The 19,587-nt window shown below is 30.5% G+C and carries 17 protein-coding genes and 1 tRNA gene; 6 read left to right on the top strand and 12 right to left on the bottom strand.

The annotated features are described in order from the left end of the window. Window positions 1–11: 11 nt before the first annotated feature. From rpe to BLBBOR_RS01685, 7 genes are read right to left on the bottom strand one after another with little or no spacing between them, the layout of a single operon-like run. A complete protein-coding gene (rpe, locus tag BLBBOR_RS01715) occupies window positions 12–674 on the bottom strand; it encodes a ribulose-phosphate 3-epimerase (protein ID WP_015370718.1) in 663 nt (220 codons plus the stop codon). 60 nt (window positions 675–734) lie between these two features. Continuing rightward, the gene (locus BLBBOR_RS01710; protein WP_015370717.1) at window positions 735–1,535 is read right to left on the bottom strand and encodes an enoyl-ACP reductase; all 801 of its coding nucleotides are present in this window, start codon (window positions 1,533–1,535) and stop codon (window positions 735–737) included. A gap of 47 nt (window positions 1,536–1,582) precedes the next feature. Further along, window positions 1,583–2,839: a methionine adenosyltransferase gene (gene metK / locus BLBBOR_RS01705; RefSeq protein WP_015370716.1), complete on the bottom strand. Its 1,257-nt coding sequence runs from the start codon at window positions 2,837–2,839 to the stop codon at window positions 1,583–1,585. 52 nt (window positions 2,840–2,891) lie between these two features. Then, window positions 2,892–3,968: a bifunctional 3-deoxy-7-phosphoheptulonate synthase/chorismate mutase type II gene (locus BLBBOR_RS01700; RefSeq protein WP_015370715.1), complete on the bottom strand. Its 1,077-nt coding sequence runs from the start codon at window positions 3,966–3,968 to the stop codon at window positions 2,892–2,894. 15 nt (window positions 3,969–3,983) lie between these two features. Further along, window positions 3,984–4,829 (bottom strand): prephenate dehydrogenase/arogenate dehydrogenase family protein, encoded by an 846-nt coding sequence (locus BLBBOR_RS01695; protein ID WP_015370714.1) that lies wholly within the window; start codon window positions 4,827–4,829, stop codon window positions 3,984–3,986. Then, a complete protein-coding gene (locus tag BLBBOR_RS01690; protein ID WP_015370713.1) occupies window positions 4,826–5,980 on the bottom strand; it encodes a pyridoxal phosphate-dependent aminotransferase in 1,155 nt (384 codons plus the stop codon). Before BLBBOR_RS01690 ends, BLBBOR_RS01695 begins: the two co-directional genes overlap by 4 nt. Next, window positions 5,980–6,813, bottom strand: a complete 834-nt coding sequence (locus BLBBOR_RS01685) for a prephenate dehydratase (RefSeq protein WP_015370712.1) — start codon at window positions 6,811–6,813, stop codon at window positions 5,980–5,982. Before BLBBOR_RS01685 ends, BLBBOR_RS01690 begins: the two co-directional genes overlap by 1 nt. A gap of 189 nt (window positions 6,814–7,002) precedes the next feature. On the opposite strand from BLBBOR_RS01685, the gene BLBBOR_RS01680 reads away from it, so the two are divergent. Further along, window positions 7,003–8,340, top strand: coding sequence for an Nramp family divalent metal transporter (locus BLBBOR_RS01680; RefSeq protein WP_015370711.1), 1,338 nt, complete (start codon window positions 7,003–7,005; stop codon window positions 8,338–8,340). On the opposite strand, the gene rplI is transcribed toward BLBBOR_RS01680, so the two are convergent. From rplI to mnmE, 5 genes are read right to left on the bottom strand one after another with little or no spacing between them, the layout of a single operon-like run. Further along, window positions 8,337–8,786 carry a 50S ribosomal protein L9 gene (gene rplI / locus BLBBOR_RS01675; RefSeq protein WP_015370710.1) on the bottom strand — a complete coding sequence of 150 codons (450 nt, stop codon included), beginning with the start codon at window positions 8,784–8,786 and terminating at the stop codon, window positions 8,337–8,339. The two genes, BLBBOR_RS01680 and rplI, sit on opposite strands and share 4 nt — an antisense overlap. A gap of 4 nt (window positions 8,787–8,790) precedes the next feature. Continuing rightward, entirely contained in the window at window positions 8,791–9,108 is a 318-nt protein-coding gene (rpsR, locus tag BLBBOR_RS01670) for a 30S ribosomal protein S18 (protein ID WP_015370709.1), read from the bottom strand. Beyond that, window positions 9,105–9,455 (bottom strand): 30S ribosomal protein S6, encoded by a 351-nt coding sequence (gene rpsF / locus BLBBOR_RS01665; protein WP_015370708.1) that lies wholly within the window; start codon window positions 9,453–9,455, stop codon window positions 9,105–9,107. Before rpsF ends, rpsR begins: the two co-directional genes overlap by 4 nt. Window positions 9,456–9,513: 58 nt before the next feature. After that, window positions 9,514–11,040 (bottom strand): glutamate--tRNA ligase, encoded by a 1,527-nt coding sequence (gene gltX / locus BLBBOR_RS01660; protein ID WP_015370707.1) that lies wholly within the window; start codon window positions 11,038–11,040, stop codon window positions 9,514–9,516. Window positions 11,041–11,045: 5 nt separating this feature from the next. Further along, window positions 11,046–12,437 (bottom strand): tRNA uridine-5-carboxymethylaminomethyl(34) synthesis GTPase MnmE, encoded by a 1,392-nt coding sequence (gene mnmE, locus BLBBOR_RS01655; protein WP_015370706.1) that lies wholly within the window; start codon window positions 12,435–12,437, stop codon window positions 11,046–11,048. Window positions 12,438–12,507: 70 nt separating this feature from the next. Between mnmE and BLBBOR_RS01650 the strand changes: the two genes are divergently transcribed. The 5 genes from BLBBOR_RS01650 to BLBBOR_RS01630 all read left to right on the top strand — a co-directional run bounded on the left by BLBBOR_RS01650 (window position 12,508) and on the right by BLBBOR_RS01630 (window position 19,330). Next, window positions 12,508–13,398: a HemK/PrmC family methyltransferase gene (locus tag BLBBOR_RS01650; protein WP_015370705.1), complete on the top strand. Its 891-nt coding sequence runs from the start codon at window positions 12,508–12,510 to the stop codon at window positions 13,396–13,398. Next, complete coding sequence (gene ligA / locus BLBBOR_RS01645) at window positions 13,373–15,433, top strand: NAD-dependent DNA ligase LigA (RefSeq protein ID WP_015370704.1); 2,061 nt, start codon at window positions 13,373–13,375, stop codon at window positions 15,431–15,433. The genes BLBBOR_RS01650 and ligA overlap by 26 nt, the downstream gene beginning before the upstream one ends. A 161-nt stretch (window positions 15,434–15,594) precedes the next feature. Then, complete coding sequence (lon, locus tag BLBBOR_RS01640; protein WP_015370703.1) at window positions 15,595–17,997, top strand: endopeptidase La; 2,403 nt, start codon at window positions 15,595–15,597, stop codon at window positions 17,995–17,997. A 15-nt stretch (window positions 17,998–18,012) separates the two neighbouring features. Then, window positions 18,013–19,242, top strand: a complete 1,230-nt coding sequence (lysA, locus tag BLBBOR_RS01635; protein ID WP_015370702.1) for a diaminopimelate decarboxylase — start codon at window positions 18,013–18,015, stop codon at window positions 19,240–19,242. Continuing rightward, window positions 19,242–19,330: transfer RNA gene (locus BLBBOR_RS01630), tRNA-Ser, on the top strand. The genes lysA and BLBBOR_RS01630 overlap by 1 nt, the downstream gene beginning before the upstream one ends. Window positions 19,331–19,587: the final 257 nt, after the last annotated feature.

Raw genomic sequence — 19,587 nt, 5'->3', positions numbered from 1 at the left:
GATAGACTAAATTAAGTTTTTCCAAATTTCATTCTATGAATCATTTTTTGTGGATTTTCATTAGAAAAAATAGTAGTTCCTGCTACTAAGATATCCGCTCCATTTTTGAACAATAAAGAAGCATTTTCTAAATTCACCCCTCCATCCACTTCTATAAGCGCAGAAGAATGTTTTTTTAAGATTAAATCTTTAGTATCTTCTAGTTTTTGATAGGTTTTTTTGATAAACTTTTGTCCACTAAACCCAGGATTTACGCTCATTAACAAAACGAAATCTATATCTTGAATAAGATCTTGTAACAGATAAACTGGAGTGTGAGGATTGACTGCTATCCCCGCTTTCATTCCAGATTCTTTAATAGAAAAAATAGTTCTGTTTAAATGAATACAAGCTTCATAATGAATATGTAAGTGATCTGCTCCACATGCTTTAAATTGTTCTATGTAGCGTTCCGGTTGCATAATCATTAAATGAACATCCATGGGTTTATTTTTATTGGCATATTTTTTGACATATTTGACAAAGGAGCTTCCAAAAGAAATATTAGAAACAAAAGAGGAATCCATAATATCAATGTGGTACCAATCCGCTTCACTTTCATTCAACATTTTTATATCACGATATAGAAAGGCTAAATCTGCTGAAAGTAGAGATGGAGCAATAATTCTTTTCATATGATATTATATTTGGTTTCTAATTTTAGATATTTTTTCTCAACGGATAGGAGTAAGTAATCAAGAAATCATCGTTTCACTAATTCCTGTATTAGAAAAACCTCCATCATGATACAAATTTTGCATAGTCACTTTTTTTGTCAAATCCGAAAAAAGTGTAATGATATAGTTTGCACAATCTTGTGCAGATGCGTTTCCTAAAGGGGATATTTTTTCAGATAATAGAAAAAATTTGTGAAACCCTTTAATAGACTTTGCTGCTTTAGTTATAGTAGGGGATTGTGAAACTGTATTTACCCTAACTTTTTTTTTAACTCCCCAATGATAACCAAAATTCCGTGTAATGCTTTCCAGATAGGACTTATAATCCGACATATCTCCATAATGAGGAAAACTCCGTTGAGAAGCAATATATGTGAGAGCCACTATAGATCCCCATTTGTTCATCGCGTTTTTATCCCATGCGGTTTGCATGATCTTGTGATAGGAAACGGCAGATATTTCCCACCCCTTTTTCAAGAATTCATAGTTAATAGATGTGTAAGAACATCCTTTTCGAATATTTATGGACATAGCTATGGAATGCAAAATAAAATCTATTTTTCCTCCAAAATGATCTAAAGTTTTATCAAACAAAAAATTAAGATCCGCAATAGAAGTAGCATCTGCCGGAATCACTCTAGATTTTGTCTTATGAGATAATTCATGAATTTTCCCCATTCTCAAAGAGGCAGGAGTGTTTGTTAAAATAAAAGACGCCTTTTCTTCATAAGCACGTTCTGCTACTTTCCAAGCAATAGAATTTTCATCTAAAGCACCAAATATAATTCCTTTCTTTCCCTTCAATAAATTGTAAGACATAGTGAAATGAAAAATTTAACTAAAAATACCTATTTTTTTTTGAAGAATTATTCCATGTTAAAAACTTTTTTGATCACAGGCAAATAATCCAATTTTTCCCAGGTAAACAGTTCTACTTCTTGTTTTTTTTGATGACCTTCTATATCCGAAAAACATTTCCATACTTTTCTTGGTTTTTTCCCCATATGTCCATATACAGCTGTTTCTTCATACATTGGTTGACGTAATTTTAATCTTTTTGTAATAGCATAAGGACGTAAATCAAAAATTTTTTGGATCTTTACTACAAGATCTTCATCAAGAAGTTCTCTTTTAGAGGTTCCATAAGTATTTACATAAATCCCCATCGGCTCAGACACTCCAACTGCATAGGAGATTTGTATCAACAATTCATCTGCAATTCCTGCTGCTACAAGATTTTTAGCAATATGTCTAGCAGCATAAGCTCCAGATCTATCCACTTTAGAAGGATCTTTTCCAGAAAAGGCTCCTCCTCCATGAGCCCCTTTCCCTCCATAAGTATCCACAATGATTTTTCTTCCGGTAAGGCCAGTATCTCCATGAGGTCCTCCAGTAACAAATTTTCCTGTAGTATTTATGTAATATTTTGTTCTATCCGTAAATAATTTTTTAATCTCCTTAGAGAAGAGATTCTTGACTCTTGGAATCAAAATATTTCTAATATCTTGAACTATTCGTTCCTGCATTCTTTCTTTTGTATCGAATTCATCATGTTGAGTTGAAATAACAATCGCGTGAATATGTATAGGGACATTATTATCCGAATATTCTAAAGTTACTTGAGATTTAGCGTCTGGACGTAAATAAGGCATTTTTTCTCCTTCATTTCGTATAGAAGAAAGTTCCCTTAGGAGATGATGTGACATCTCTAATGAAAGAGGCATATAATTCTCTGTTTCCTTAATGGCGTAACCAAATACAATTCCTTGATCTCCAGCTCCTTGATTATCTTTATTCAAACTTTTTATCCCCTGTAATAGATCCATAGACTGTTCTTGAATAGCAGAAAGTATTCCACAAGAATCAGCATTGAACCTGTATTCATTTTTAGTATATCCAATTTTTCTAAGGAGATCACGAGCTATTTTCTGAACATTTACATAAGTTTTAGAATTTACTTCTCCAGATAAGATGATTTGCCCTGTGGTCACTAAAGTTTCTATAGCGACTTTTGCTTCTGGATCATATGCTAAAAAATGATCTAATATCGCATCCGATATCTGGTCCGAAATTTTATCAGGATGTCCTTCTGAAACAGATTCGCTAGTGAATAAATAAGCCATTTTTTTTTCTTTGATGACGGATCTTTGAACTTTTCCTTCATCCATTCTAGAATTAGATTCTATTTTGAATATTAATGGATTCTTGATGCAATAGTTTGAAAACCCCTTCAAGGAGTTCTTCCGAAATCCCTAAACTTTTACCTAATTTTAGATATTTTTTCATAATAGAATCCCATCGATTTGGTTGAAAAATCGTTATATCTTCGGCTTTCTTAAAGGTTCCTAATTTTTTGGAAATTTTCATTCTTTCTGCTAAGAGAGCAATAAGATTTTCATCTATTTCATCAATAAATATTCTTAAAGAATCTAAATTCTTCTGATTTTTCTCATGACATGTATTAGAACCTGTCAACTGTTTTAACATTTCTAAAAGTTTTTCCGGAGTAATCTGTTGTTGTGCATCACTCCATGCATGATCTGGATCACAATGACTTTCTATCATCAATCCATCATATTTAAAATGATAAGCAGTTTTTGCAATATCTAAAATTCCTTCTTTATTTCCGCAAATATGTGAAGGATCACATATCACAGGAATTCTAGGAAGAAGATTCCTAAATCTGAACAAAAGATTCCAGTTCGGTTGATTACGGTATTTCGAGGTTTTATAAGTGTAAAAACCACGGTGAATCACACCTAACTTCCTTATCCCTTTTCCTAACAAACGTTCTAAAGCTCCTATCCACAATTCTATATCGGGATGTATAGGATTTTTTACTAAAATAATTTTATCTTCTTTCCCTTCTAAAGAATCTGCTATCTCTTGAACCGTAAATGGACTGGCCGTACTTCTTGCTCCTATCCAAAGAACATCTACATCAAAAGATAACGCCAATTTTACATGTTCTGCATTAGCTATTTCTGTAGAAACCATTAATCCTGTACGTCTTTTTACATTCTTGAGCCATTTAAGTCCCTGTTCCCCTATCCCTTCAAAATTATTTGGTTTAGTTCTAGGTTTCCATATCCCTGCTCTAAATACTTGTACATAAGATGGATCTAACTTTCTAGCGGTTTCCATTATTTGTTGTTCGCTCTCTGCACTACAAGGACCAGATATGGTTAGAGGTTTATCAAATTTTTCAATCCAAGACCTGTCTATCCTATTATTCATAATATCTTTTTCCATCACAATACATTTAATTTATACATATTTTTTTTTTATATCGTTTGCCTTTTTTATATACTGATCAATTTTATGAAATTCTTTATTTCTTAAATAGTTACGAAATATTTCTAAATGATTCATATAAGCATCTATAGCTTGAATCAAATTTTTTCTATTAGAAATAAAAATAGGTAACCACGTTTCAGGATTGCTTCTCGCCAAACGTGTAGTAGAATACAATCCACTTCCCATTATATTATTAAAAATATCTTCCTTATTTTCAAATTTTTTTAAAACTGTATTAGCTAAAGAGAAGGAGATGGCATGAGGTAAATGAGATCCATAGGAAATATAAAAATCATGTTCTTTAGAGGTTAAATAAATCCTACGCATTTTCATAGTAGAGTAAATTCTTTCTGCCATATAAATCGCATCTGGAGCACTGAGTTCAGAATCGCAAAAAATACAATTCTTTTTATAAAAAAGATCTGACTGAGCTGAAATAGGTCCAGAACTTTCAATTCCTGCAATAGGATGTGTAGCCACAAAACGACTTCTTTTTGGATGAGAAAAAACCCGATTACAAATATCATACTTAGTAGATCCAGTATCTAAAATAACTGTATCATTCCTGATTTTGTTTAGAATAATTGGAAGGATTTTTTCTATCCCATCTACAGGAATAGATAAAATGATAACGGAAGATTGTATAAGAAGATCCTGTAAAGGGATTATTTTATCTACAATTCCAAGTTTTACGGCATTCAAAGCATTTTCTTGATTAGAGTCTGTTCCTAGATATTTATCTCCAAAATTGTATTTTCGTAACCCTAAACTCATCGAACCACCGATCAAACCTAATCCTATAATTCCAATATTCATGAAATAATTCTATTTTTTGCTTCTTCCAAAGTATTTACAGGACGACACATAGACAATCTTACATATCCTTTTCCCTGATCCCCAAAAATGCTTCCAGGTGTAATAAATATGTGATAATTTTTTAGAATTTTCTCTGACCATTCACGATCATTTTTATCTACATCTGTAATTTTTGCCCAAACAAAGATTCCAGAACTATTTCTCCTATATTCTAAATATAGACGATCACATATTTCCCATAGAATTTTTTGACGTTTTAAATATTCTGTATTCAGTTTTTTAAACCATTCAGAATCATGATTCATGGCTTCTATAGCCCCAATCTGTATAGGATAATACATCCCAGAATCCATTTGGCTTTTTACTTTTATGATATTTTGAATAAATTCAGGATTCCCTATTACCATTCCAACACGCCATCCTGCCATATTATAACTTTTACTTAAAGAATTTAATTCTAAAGCAATATCTTTAGCTTCTTTAATATTAAAGATACTCAATGGACGTTGATTATTTAAAATGAAACTATAAGGATTATCATGAACAAGTAAAATATGGTTTTTTTTAGCAAAGAAAACCACTTCTTCTAATTGTTCAAAAGTAATAGCGGCGCCTGTAGGCATATGAGGATAATTGATCCACATAATCTTTACCTTAGACAGATTTTTATTCTCCAAAAAGTGGATATTTGGGAACCAATCATTGCTTTCCTGAAGATCATAATAAATAATTTCCGATTCTAAAAGTTTAGAGATAGAGGAATAAATTGGATATCCTGGATTTGGAATTAATACTTGATCTCCTTTTTCTAAATAAGACATGCTTATATGCATAATTCCCTCTTTAGACCCCATTAAAGGCAATATCTCCTTGTTAGGATCCACTTTCACTTGATAGGTCTTTCCATACCAATTAGCCATGGATTTACGCAAATTTTCTATCCCTACATAGCTTTGATAAGTGTTTGCCTCCTCCAATTCAGATGCTTCTTTCATTTTATTAATCACCTCATTTGGAGGAAGAAGATCCGGATTTCCAATTCCTAAATTAATCACTTTTATTCCTTGATTTTCAAGAAGATGTATTTCTTTCATTTTTTCGGAAAAGAAGTATTCCGATATTTGATGCATTCTTTTTGCTGCTCCAATCATTAAGATCTGATTCTACCATTTTTATATTCTCCCATAATAGAAAATTTATGAAGACATGGAATTTTTTGTATACGTTCTTTCATCATCTCATAATCTTTTATACTATTGAATATAATATCTACATAAAATGAATATTCCCAAGGTCTTTGTATAATAGGAATAGATTGTATTTTAGTCATATTAATTCCAAGACTGGATATAAGACTCAAAATCTTAGATAGAGTTCCAGTAGTATGTAAAATTTTGAATCTTAGTGAAGCTTTATTAAAATTATTTTCTTTTTTCGAAGAATTTTTAATGACAAAAAACCTGGTAAAGTTCCTTGTAATGGTTTGTATATTTTTAGAAAGGATTTCTAACCCATATTCTTTAGCCGCATCTTCAGAGGCAATCGCCGCTAAACCTTTTTTATTACATTTAGAAATGTATTTAGCAGCAGCTGCCGTATCCGAGTATTTGGAGATTTTTATATCAGAATGTTCCTCTAGAAAGGATTCACATTGTAAAAGAGCCATGGGATGAGAATAAATTTCCTTAATATCTTTTACTTTCTGTCCAGGAAAAGCCATTAAATGATGTTGTATAGGCATGTAGATTTCTCCCACTATTCTTAAATTGTATTCAGATAAAAGACTATAATTTGTCAATATAGTCCCCGCTATGGTATTTTCTATAGCCATCACTCCAATATCCACATCGGATTTAGCCACGGAACTGGAAACTTCTCTAAATGAAGAACACTCCATCAATTTATAATGACAACCCTCAAAATATCTGGAAACTGCTGCATGATGAAAACACCCCTTTACTCCTTGTATAGCTATTTTTATCATTTAATCAATCTACACATACATAATATAGTACGTACAGATCAAAGGTATAAAATAATTTGATTTTATGCAATTTCATTCTTTTTTTCAGGAAAATAAGAATGAAATTTACCATTCCTATTGGCCTTCCACACAAATAAAAACAAGTAAAACGGTTAACTTTATATTATTTTCATTTCATATTTATTTTATATGCCAAAAAAAAGGTATTCTATAAAAGGATGGAGAAAAGAGAATAAGTCCCCTTCCCTATCGGAAGTTTTTTCTTCTGTTTCTGTTCCTCAAAAACAGGGAAAATGGAAAAAATTATTGGCTTTCACTGGACCAGGATTATTGATTGCCGTTGGATATATGGACCCAGGAAATTGGGCGACAGATATTGCTGGAGGAGCTAAATTCGGATACATGCTTTTATCCGTTATTTTTATATCCAATCTTTTTGCTATAATCTTACAACATTTGGCTCTTAAATTAGGAATTGTTTGTGAACGAGATTTAGCACAAGCTTGTAGAGACCATTATCCCCCATTTATTAGTTTTATCTTATGGATTTTATGTGAAGTAGCTATTGCGGCTTGTGACTTAGCAGAAATTATTGGTTCTGTGTTAGCCTTAAAATTGCTTTTTGGGATTCCCATAACATGGGGGGTTTTAATTACTGCTATAGATGTTTTGCTTATTTTATTTTTTCAATACAAAGGATTCAGATACATTGAAAGTGTAGTTGCTGCGTTAATCTTTACAATTTTAGTTTGTTTTAGTTTTGAAATTATTAGTTCTAAACCAGAAATTATTCCCATTTTAAAAGGAATTATCCCTAATCCGGAAATAATCAAAAATTCGCATTCTTTCTATATATCTATTGGAATTCTAGGGGCGACAGTCATGCCTCATAATCTATACCTACATTCAAGTATTATACAAACTAGAAATTATCCACGTACTATTGAAGGGAAAAAGATGGCCATAAAATATGCCACTATAGATAGTACGTTATCTTTATCCTTAGCTTTTTTTATCAATGCAGCTATATTAATTATATCTTCCGCTACTTTTCATAGATCTGGACATACAGAAGTAGCAGATATTATGGACGCACATAAACTTTTAACCCCTATACTCGGTTCTAGTCTCTCTGGAATTTTTTTTGCTTTAGCTTTACTAGCCTCAGGACAAAATTCAACACTTACTGGAACTCTATCTGGACAAATTGTAATGGAAGGGTTTCTTCACATTCGATTAAAACCATGGATAAGAAGATTAATAACAAGACTCATCGCTATTGTTCCAGCTATGATTGCTTCTATTATTTATGGAGAGAAAGGAACTGCTGAATTACTAATAATTAGTCAAATTATTTTATCAATACAATTAAGTTTCGCTATTATTCCCTTAGTAAATTTTACAGGAAATTCTGATAAAATGGGATCATTTGTAAATGGACCTGTTTTAAAAATATTAGCTTGGATTATCACCGTTATTATCGTGATACTCAATTTATTCTTATTATATGACACTTTAATAAATTAGTCAGATACTACTTCAAAATTTAGGGGAATTTCCCGTTGACGAGGTAAACGTATACAGGCCTGATGTTTTCCAATCGTTTTAATAACTCTATTTCCAGGAATTCTGATAAATTTTTTTTCTATAGAAATCCCTTCTTTGTGCAAAGCTACCATCAATTCTTGATTATTAATTGAACCGAACAATTTTCCTCCTCTTCCTACTTTAGCTGTTATTTTTATAGTCAATTGTTTTAATTTTTTTTCTATTTCTTTGGATTTTTCAATGAAAAAACTTTCCTTTTTAGAGCGTTGTTTTAAGATTTCTTGAATATTTTTCACTTCTCCAGGTAAAGCGATAATAGCATACCCTTTAGGAATTAAATAGTTTCTAGCATATCCTGGTTTCACATTTAATTCATCATATTGAAACCCCAAATTTTCAACGTCTTTTTTGAGAATAATTTTCATTTTTTTATCTTAAGTCATCTGTAACAAAAGGTAAAAGTCCAATTTGTCGGCATCTTTTTATAGCCGCATTTAATTTATTTTGATTCTTTTGTAAAGTTCCTGTAATACGACGTGGCAATATTTTACCTTGCGCATTCAGAAATTTGATCAAAAATATCGGGTCTTTATAATCTATATACTTAATATTTCTTTGTTTAAAATAACAATATTTTTTTTCTATTTTAGTTTCTATCTTAAGAGGAGACAAGTATCTTAAATCGCTGTCTCCCCCTTGTTGTTGTTTTGTATGATGGGGTTGATTGATCTCCTCTTCTAAAATCATAATTCTTGGTCTTTTTTTAATAATTTATTTCTCCTTCTTTCTGCATATTCTATTCCATATTTATTTAATTTTACAGTGATAAAACGTAAAATACGTTCGTCTTGTCTTAATTTCAATTCTAAATCAGATACTAAATTAGAACTTAATAAAAACTCAAATAAATGATAACATCCACTTTGTTTTTTTTGAATAGGATAAGCTAATTTTTTTAATCCCCAATGTTCCTGATGAACTATTTTTCCATTTTTTTGGATGAGATAATTTTCATACTCTTTTGCCGTTTTTTTGTCTTGATCATCAGACAAAATAGGAGTGATTATCATGATATTTTCATAATGTCTCAGCATTGGAATTTTTTTTGCAAAAGTGTAAATCTATGTTTTTATGTTCTTTTTTCAAAAAAATCTAGATCTTTTCTCTTATTTTTTTCATTAATTTCTCTATCCGATGGATACTTTCTTTCTTTCCTAACATTTCAAAAATCATAAAAAGATCAGTCCCTTTTAGGCTCCCAACTAAAGCTAAACGAAATATTTTCATCATTTTATGTCTATTTTTTTGATTGTATTTATGAAATAATAATCTCAAATCTACGGATGTAAATTGAGGAATATTTAATAATGATTTTTTACAAGACTCTAATTGATCAATGATATTTTGATGAAAAATTTGATTAAAAAAACTGTATTCATAAGAATTAGGAGAAATAAAAAAGTAAAAAGTATGTTCCCAAATTTCATGGACAAAATGTAGCCTATCGATTGTGAGATGGATGACTTTATATAAATAATCTATTTCATAGGAAATAGAACGTTTTTGCAGTTCCATAGAAAGATAAGAAAATATTTCTTCCCCTTTTTTTTTCAAGTATTGTTTATTGAACCAATTGGCTTTTTTTAGGTTAAAATAAACTCCAGATTTAGTGATTCTTTTTAAAGAAAAGAAATTAATTAATTCTTGTAAGGAAAAAATTTCTCTTTGGATTCCTGGATTCCATCCCAACAAAGCTAACATATTAACGAAAGCTTCTGGAAAATATCCTAGCTCTCTGTATCCTGGAATAATCGTCTTAGTTTCTGGAACTTTCCATTGTAAAGGAAATATAGGAAAATCTAAATCTTCTACGTTTCTTTTGCTAAGCTTTCCTTTTCCATCCTCTCTTAATATTAAAGGCAAATGTGCAAAACTAGGCGGAATCCAACCAAAAGCACGATATAATAATAAGTGTAAAGACATAGATGGTAGCCATTCTTCACCTCTGATCACATGAGTGATTTTCATTAAATGATCGTCTATAGTATTAGCTAAATGATAAGTAGCTATTCCATTAGATTTTAACAATATTTTATCGTCTAAACTATCTGTGTTGACTACAATATTTCCACGTATCATATCCTCCATTTTCAATTTTTCTCCAGGTTGAATTTTAAATCGAATAACATAGGAAAAACCAGAATTTAATTTTGTATACAATTGTTTTTTCGTCATGGTCAAGGAATTGTTCATATCCATTCTTATACTCGCATTATAAGAAAAGGTTAATCCACGATTTTGATATTCCTTTTTTTTTATATAAAGTTCCTTATCTGTGTCAAAAGCGTAATATGCATACCCTTTCTCTAATAATTTAGAAAGATGGAAACGATAAATATCTCCACGTTTAGATTGATGATAAGGGAGATGAACTCCTCCATAACCAACTCCTTCATCAGGTTCTATCTGGCACCATTTTAATGTTTCCATAATATAGGATTCAGAATTAGGAACAAATCTTTTTCGATCCGTATCTTCTATTCTAAGAATAAAGGATCCTCCATATTTTTTAGCAAAAAGATAATTGTATAAAGCGGTTCTTATTCCACCTAAATGTAATGGACCTGTTGGACTAGGAGCAAAACGAACTCTGACAAGATTGTGTTTTTTTTGCATCATGAATCTTACTTTCCAATACAAAATTTGGAGAATATGTTTTTTAGGATCTCTTCATTTGTTATTTCTCCTGTTATCTCTCCTAAATACCGCAAAGCTTCTTTAATATGTATAGAAATTAAATCTTCTGAAATCCTTTTATTGAAAGCTTCATGAGCTAGAAAAACTTCTTCTAAAGATTTTTTCAAAGCTTCATAGTGTCTGTTTTGTGTCACAATAATATTTTTTTCTTGTAGTTTTTTTATGAATAAATTACTTAAAGTATAGAGCATTTTTTTTATTCCGTGATGATTTTTTGCAGAAATTTCAAAAAAATAAGGAATCTTTGACTTTATCTTGTAGAAGTCTTTAAAAGAGGATACATCTGATTTATTAGCAATAGCTAAAATTTTTTTCATTGGATATTTCTTGTGAAGAAGTTGAATTTCATGAAGAATTTTTTCTTGTTTTTTTTCTTCCTTGGTAGAGGCTTCAAAAAGATATAAGAGAACTTGAGATTCTTGTATTTTTTCCATCGTTTTTTGAACTCCCATCATTTCTATTGGATCTTTAGTTTCTCTAATTCCTGCAGTATCCACAAAGTGAAAATGGATCCCATTCAAAACAAATTCTCCTTCTATACTATCTCTAGTAGTTCCTTCTATATGAGATATGATCGAACGGTTCTCATTAATCACGTAATTAAATAACGTAGATTTCCCTACATTTGGTTCTCCAATAATAGCTACATAGATTCCTTTTTTTATCGCATTTCCTAGTGAAAAAGATTCAATTAAATCTTTTAATGTTTTTTCTAAATCCTTTAAGAAAGAAAAAAGTTCTGATCTTTTGGCAAAGATCACATCTTCTTCTGAAAAATCCAATTCCAATTCTAGGAGAGATGCAAAATCCAATAATTTTTTTCGTAAATCTTTAATGGTATGAGTCAAGGATCCTTTTATTTGTTGCAAAGATATTTCATGATAAGCTTTATTTTCCGATAAAATCAGATCTGCTATAGCTTCAGCTTGTGATAGATCTATTTTCTTATTTAAAAATGCACGAAATGTAAATTCTCCAGGACGAGCTAAACGTAATCCTTTTCTAATCAGCAATTGCATTATTTTTTGTTGAATATAATAAGATCCATGACAAGATATCTCTATCATATTTTCTCCTGTGTAAGAAGAAGGAGATCTAAATATAGATACTAATACTTGATCCAATAAAACATTTTCATCCACAATAGACCCTAGATGAAGAGTATGTGTGGATTGATTTTCTAGTTTTTTTCCATAGATAACGGAAACAAAAATTTTTTCAACAGTGGATATGGAATTATTTCCAGAAATACGAATAACAGAGATAGCGCTTGATCCCATAGGAGTAGCCAAAGCAACAATGGTATCTTCATCTAACATAGGAAAAAAAATTCTAATACTAAACTAAGGTAGAAAAAATAAATATTTTTTTTAATTCGTACATTGTAGAATGTCTATCGAGGAATTCTACCATCTATTTTATGAGGATCTTCAAGAAGTCTATCAAGACTCTAAAGAGTTAGAAAGTCTCTTTTTTTTGCTGACAACCCACGTGTTTAAATGTGATAAAACCACAATTATCTTAAAATTAAGTAAAAAAGAAAAAATAGAAGATTATATCTACAAAAAATTGATAAAAAAATTATGGGAATTGAAAAAAAATAGACCCATTCAGTATATAATTGGAAAGACTTATTTTTTTGGAATGGATTTTTTAGTTAATGAAAAAGTCTTTATTCCAAGACCAGAAACAGAAGAACTTGTATCCTGGATTATACAGGATCACAAAAGAAATAGTGAAAACGTTCAAGTATTTGATCTTGGAACAGGAAGTGGATGTATTGGGATTACTTTAAAAAAGAAACTTCCTAAAATACGTCATATTCATGCCGTAGATATTTCTCCTGAAAGTCTTTTTATAGCAAAAAGAAATTCAAAATTTCACAAAGAAAAAATTTTTTTAAGAAAAGTGGATATATTGCAAAATTTAATTTCTCTTCCCATTATAAAAAAATATCCTGTTAACATTGTCGTAAGTAATCCTCCTTATGTAAGAATCTCTGAAAAAAAATTACTGCATCCGAATATTTTTCAATATGAACCTTTTCAAGCTTTATTTGTTCCTGATGAGGCCCCATTCATTTTTTATCAAAAAATTCTTTCCTGGATCAAAAAAAAATTTACTGGAGTATTAGTATGTGTTTACTTTGAAATTAATCAATTTCTTCATCTAGATTTCATTGAATTTATGAAAAAAAAAGGATTCAGAAATTTAGAAATTAGAAGAGACTTTCTAGGTTTTTTCCGAATGATTCGTGCTATATATTACCAAAAAACATGAAAAGGATAGAAATAAAAAAGACATCAAAGAAAAAATATATAAGTTAAGAAAAAAACTTTCGGAATATAATTATCAATATTATGCCCTGGATACTTCTGAGATATCTGATTACAATTTTGATAAAAAATTAAGAGAATTATTTCTATTGGAAAAAGAACATCCAGAATTCTATGATCAGAGCTCTCCCACTCTGAGAATAGGAGTAGAGGGAAAAAAATATGCAGATTCTTCCATTTATTATCATAAATATAAAATGTACTCTCTTCAAAACACCTATTCTAAGAAAGAGTTAATGACTTGGAAAAAAAGGATTCAGAAATCCATTTCTTCTTCTTCTTTCGTATGTGAACTAAAATATGATGGAGTGTCTGTTAATTTAATTTATAAAAACGGATTTTTAACTCATGCTGTGACTCGTGGAGATGGAAAAAAAGGAGAGGAAGTCATAGAAAATGTACGGACCATCCAATCCATTCCCCTAAAATTAATAGGGAAAAACCATCCGGAATATCTTGAAATCCGTGGAGAGATTTTTCTTCCTATAAAAAAGTTTTTAGAAATCAATGCGAAACGCACAATAAGTGGAAAGAATCCTTATGCTAATCCTAGAAATACGGCAAGTGGAACTCTGAAAATTAAGAATAATAAAGAAGTATATAAACGGACTCTATCTTGTATCGTCTACTCTATAATGGGAACAAATTTGCCTTTTGATACACAATATCAAGCTTTACAAACCCTACGAAATTGGGGGTTTGAAATATCCGAAAAGGTTTTACTTTGTAAAAAAATCAAGGATATATTTCATTTCCTGGACTATTGGAGTCAATGGAAACAAACACTTCCCTATCAGATTGATGGAATAGTCATTAAGGTCAATGAACATAAGAATCAATCTCTTTTAGGATATACGAATAAATATCCCCGTTGGGCTATAGCTTACAAATTTAGACCAAAAAAATTATCTGAGACAAAATTATTAAACCTGAAATTTCAAGTAGGACGCACTGGAATCATTACTCCTGTAGCCGAGGTAATCCCAAAAAAAATTTCTGGAACAATAGTGAAAAGAGTGACGCTTTATAATGATCATTTTATTCAAAAAATGGGGATTCATTATGGAGATGCTCTTTTATTAGAAAAAGGAGGGGACATTATTCCTAAAGTAGCTAAAATAAATTTAAAAAAAAGATTAATCAATGCATCTCCTATATATTTCTTAACAAAATGTCCCTCATGTAGGAGCCATTTAAGAAAAAAAAATGAATCGTTCTACTGTCCCAATAATTTGTGTCCTTCTCAAAACATGAGAAAAATACAACATTTTGTGAGTGAAAGGGCTATGAATATAAAAGGAATTGGAAATGAAATGATAAAAAAATTGTACCAAAAAGGTTTTTTATATAATATTTTCCGATTTATATCAATTAAAAAGGAAAAACTTCTTCAAATAGATGGAGTGAAAGAAAAATTAGCAGATTCTTTAATAAAGAACATAGAAAAATCCAAAGAGAATCCCTATCAAAGAGTCTTATATGCTTTAGGAATTCCTCATGTAGGAGAATATATTTCTAAAAAATTAACAGAAAATTTTTTAAATATAAATTCCTTAATACAGGCGGAGGAAGCACAATTAACCTCTATTTCAGGAATAGGAAAAAAAATTTCCGAAAGTATAAAAACTTATTTTTCCACTAAAGAGAACAAAAAAATTGTGGAAATTCTGATGAAACATGGATTAAATTTTTCCGATTTCTATAAAAAAAATCCAGCAAAAAGCAAATATTCTCCTATTGAAGGAAAATCTTTTTTATTTACAGGAAGACTGTCTAGTATGACTCGTAATAAGGCTAAAAACTTGGTAGAACTTTTAGGAGGAAGAGTATTTCATACGGTGAATAACCAAATTAATTTTATTGTTGTAGGAAAAAACTTTGGTTCTAAACTTGAAAGATGTATGAAAAAAACCCATATAAAAATTTTAACGGAAGATATTTTTATTAAACTCCTTGAACAAGAAAAAAAAGAAAAATAAATCAATTTTTCATACTGAATAATCGTTTTTTCAAAAGAAAATAAGTCCGCCATTAGGGTTTTTTTTTTCATATAGAAAACAGTATATTTAAGGTGGTGGTTCCTCTAGAATAGTAAAGAATAGGATAGGAATCCTCATTTAAGTAAGAAATCTATTTTTTTATGTTACTAAAAAATATATTTACCGAATCTGGATTCGAGTCTGAAGCAGAATTTATTCCTTTAATGAGTCAGGATGAAGAAGATCAACTTCTTAAAGATGACATTCCGGAACAATTATGTATATTAACAGTGAGAAATATGGTTTTATATTCTGGAATTGTTTTTCCCATTATAGCAGGAAAAAGTGGATCTATCCAATTATTACAAGATGCTTATGGATTGGATAAAACCGTTGGAGTATTAACACAGAAAAATTCAGGAATAGAAAATCTTAGTGAAAAAGATTTATACTCTATAGGAACAGTGGCTAAAATCTTGAAGTTATTGAAAATGCCTGATGGAAATACCACTGTTATTTTACAGGGAAAAAGAAGATTTAAGGTCAGTCGTTTTATTCAAAACGATCCATATTTTAAAGCAGAAATTATAGCTTTAGAAGAAAACAAACCTTCTTGTAAAGATAAGGAATACCTTGCTTTGGTAGAATCCATCAAAGAAATTGCCATAAAAATTATTCAGGATAATCCAAATATTCCATCAGAAGCAAGCATTGCTATTCGCAATATAGAAAGCCCTTCTTTTTTAATCAATTTTGTAGCAGCCAATATGAATTTAGCTACTAGAGACAAACAAAAATTGTTAGAGTATGATGATTTAAAAAAGAGAGCCATGGAGACGCTGCGTTTTCTGAACGTAGAACATCAACAAATAAAGTTAAAGAACGATATTCAGTCCCGTGTTCGTAGTGATATGGATCAGCAACAAAGAGAATATTTTCTACATCAACAAATTAAAGCTATACAAGAAGAGTTAGGAGATATTTCTTATGAAAAAGAGATTGATGAAATGCGTGCAAAAGCTTCCAGAAAAAAATGGTCTAAGGAAGCTAAAAAACAGTTTGATAGAGAGTTAATAAAAATGCAAAGGACTAATCCTCAAATGCCAGAATATACTGTTCAAAGAAATTATCTAGAATTGATGATTGATCTCCCCTGGGGAAAATACTCAAAAGATAGTTTTGATTTAGAATTTGCTCAGAAAATATTAGATAGAGATCATTACGGGTTGGAAAAAGTTAAAGAACGTATTATAGAATATTTGGCAGTTTTAAAATTAAGAGGAGATATGCGTTCCCCTATTCTATGCTTTTATGGTCCACCTGGAGTGGGAAAAACTTCTTTGGGTAGATCTATAGCTACTGCACTTAAAAGAAAATACGTACGTATTTCTTTAGGTGGATTACACGATGAGTCTGAAATACGTGGTCACAGAAGAACTTATATTGGAGCTATGCCGGGAAGATTATTGCAATCCATCCGAAAGGTAGGAACTTCCAATCCTGTTTTTGTTCTTGACGAAATTGATAAAATAGGTTTAGGAGCGAATGGAGATCCTTCTTCTGCCATGTTAGAAGTTTTGGACCCAGAACAGAATACCTCATTTTATGACAATTTTTTGGAAATGGGTTATGATTTGTCCAAAGTATTGTTTATCGCTACAGCCAATTCTCTTTCTAATATACAACCAGCTCTTATAGATAGAATGGAGGTTATAGAGATGAATGGATATACGGTAGAGGAAAAGACCCAAATCGTCAAAAAACATATCCTTCCTAAACAATTGAAAGAAAATGGATTGAAAAAATCAGACTTGATACTTGGAACTCAACAAATTGAAAAAGTTATAGAAAGTTATACCAGAGAATCCGGTTTGAGAACTCTGGAAAAACATATGGCTAAATTAGCACGTTATGCCGCTAAGCATATTGCTATGGATAGGAAATATGTGAAACGTTTAAGTATTGAAAAAATAGAGGAAATTCTGGGAATTCCAAATGATCCGGATCGTTATGAAGAAAATAAAGTTCCAGGCGTTGTTACAGGTTTAGCTTGGACTAATTTTGGTGGAGATATTTTATACATAGAATCCAGTTTGTCCAAGGGAAAAGGAAATTTAAGTATTACTGGAAATTTAGGAGAAGTTATGAAAGAATCTGCCACAATTGCTTTGCAATATATTAAAGCTCATTATAAGGATTTTAACATAGATCCTAAAATGTTCGAAGAACAAAATGTACACGTTCATGTTCCTGAAGGTGCTGTCCCTAAAGACGGTCCATCTGCAGGAATTACTATGTTAACTTCTCTAGTATCAAGTTATACTAAAAGAAAATTAAGACCTCATTTAGCTATGACAGGAGAAATTACATTAAGAGGAAAGGTTCTTCCTGTGGGAGGAATAAAAGAGAAAATTCTAGCTGCTAAACGGGCTAATATAAAAGAAATTATCCTTTCACAGGATAATAAAAAAGATGTAGAAGAAATTAAACAAGACCACTTAAAGGGATTAACCTTTGATTATGTTAGAGACATGAATGATGTGATTCATTTAGCCCTGATATAGATAGATGATATAATTATGAATGAAAATAGGAATTATTCAGTTTCTAGAGACCAGTTAATGCAACTAGGAAAAAAATACGGAACTCCTCTTTATATATATGATTCTAGAAAAATAGAAAGACAATATCTAAAGATGAATAAGGCTTTTAGTGAAGTTGGACGTTTAAGAATTAACTATGCTTGTAAAGCAAACACTAATTTGAATGTTTTAAAATTTTTACAAAAGTTAGGAAGTGGATTAGATACCGTTTCTATTCAAGAAGTAGAACTAGGGTTAATAGCTGGATTTTCTCCAAAACATATTATATTCACTCCAAATTGTGTTTCTCTACAAGAAGTTAAAAAAGCGGTTGATTTCGGAGTCAGAATTAACATAGATAATCTATCTCTTTTAGAACAGTTTGGAAGTGAAAATCCAGATTATCCTATAGGAATAAGAATCAATCCTCATATTATGGCAGGAGGAAATTATAAAATTTCAGTTGGACATGTCGATTCCAAATTCGGAATATCTTACTATCAAATTCCTCATCTAAAAAGGATCTTAAAAAATACAGGACTGAAAATAGAGGGATTTCATATGCATGCAGGATCTGATATATCAGATATAGAAGCCTTTTTACAAGGAGCTAAAGTGATATTTCAAATAGCTCTGGATTTTCCAGATATTGATTATATAGATTTTGGAAGTGGATTTAAAGTTCCATATAAAAAAGATGACATAAAAACGGATTTGACTTTTTTAAGTCGTTCTATTATAGAAAAGTTTGAAATTTTTTGTAAAGTGTATGGAAAAAAAGTAACTTTAATATGGGAACCTGGGAAATTTTTGGTGAGTGAATCTGGGTACTTTTTAGTTCATGTCAATGTCATTAAACATACTACTTCTACCGTATTTGCTGGAGTAGATTCCGGTTTTAATCACTTTATTCGTCCCATGTTTTATGAAGCTTATCACTGCATAGAAAATATTTCTAATCCTAACGGACGTTCTCGTTTCTACACAATAGTAGGATATATTTGTGAGTCGGATACATTTGGATTCAATCGTCAAATTGCAGAAATCCGTGAGGGGGATATTTTATGTATTAAAAATGCAGGAGCTTACTGTTTTTCTATGTCCTCTAATTATAATTCTCGTTATAGACCTTCTGAAGTTATGATTGTAAAAGGACAAGATTTTCTTATTAGAAGAAGAGAAACTATGCAAGATCTTCTTAGAAATATTGTAGAAATTCAAATTTAGGAGAGATGGCAGAGTGGTTAATTGCGTCGGTCTTGAAAACCGTTGAGGTTTTTACTTACCTCCGGGGGTTCGAATCCCTCTCTCTCCGCTGATTAATTATGTGATGAAGGATGGAAAAATATTTGTATATGATCTAATTTATTCCTTAAAACTTTTTGTTTTTCATCAAAAAAGTATAAAGATATAGGATCCTTTCTTTTTATAGAATATTGTAAGCATAATTTATCATTTTTTTTTACTGGGATTTTTAAATGGAAGTTTCCTTTTAAATCTAATTTAGAGATCTTTTTATCCTCCTCATTTATAAAATCTTTGAAATAAGTTTTATACTTTAAAAAATTATTA

Source organism: Blattabacterium sp. (Blatta orientalis) str. Tarazona (genome assembly GCF_000334405.1).
GTDB lineage: Bacteria > Bacteroidota > Bacteroidia > Flavobacteriales > Blattabacteriaceae > Blattabacterium.
Note: the sequence above shows the minus strand (reverse complement) of the source record. Positions and strands in the feature narration are given on the sequence as shown.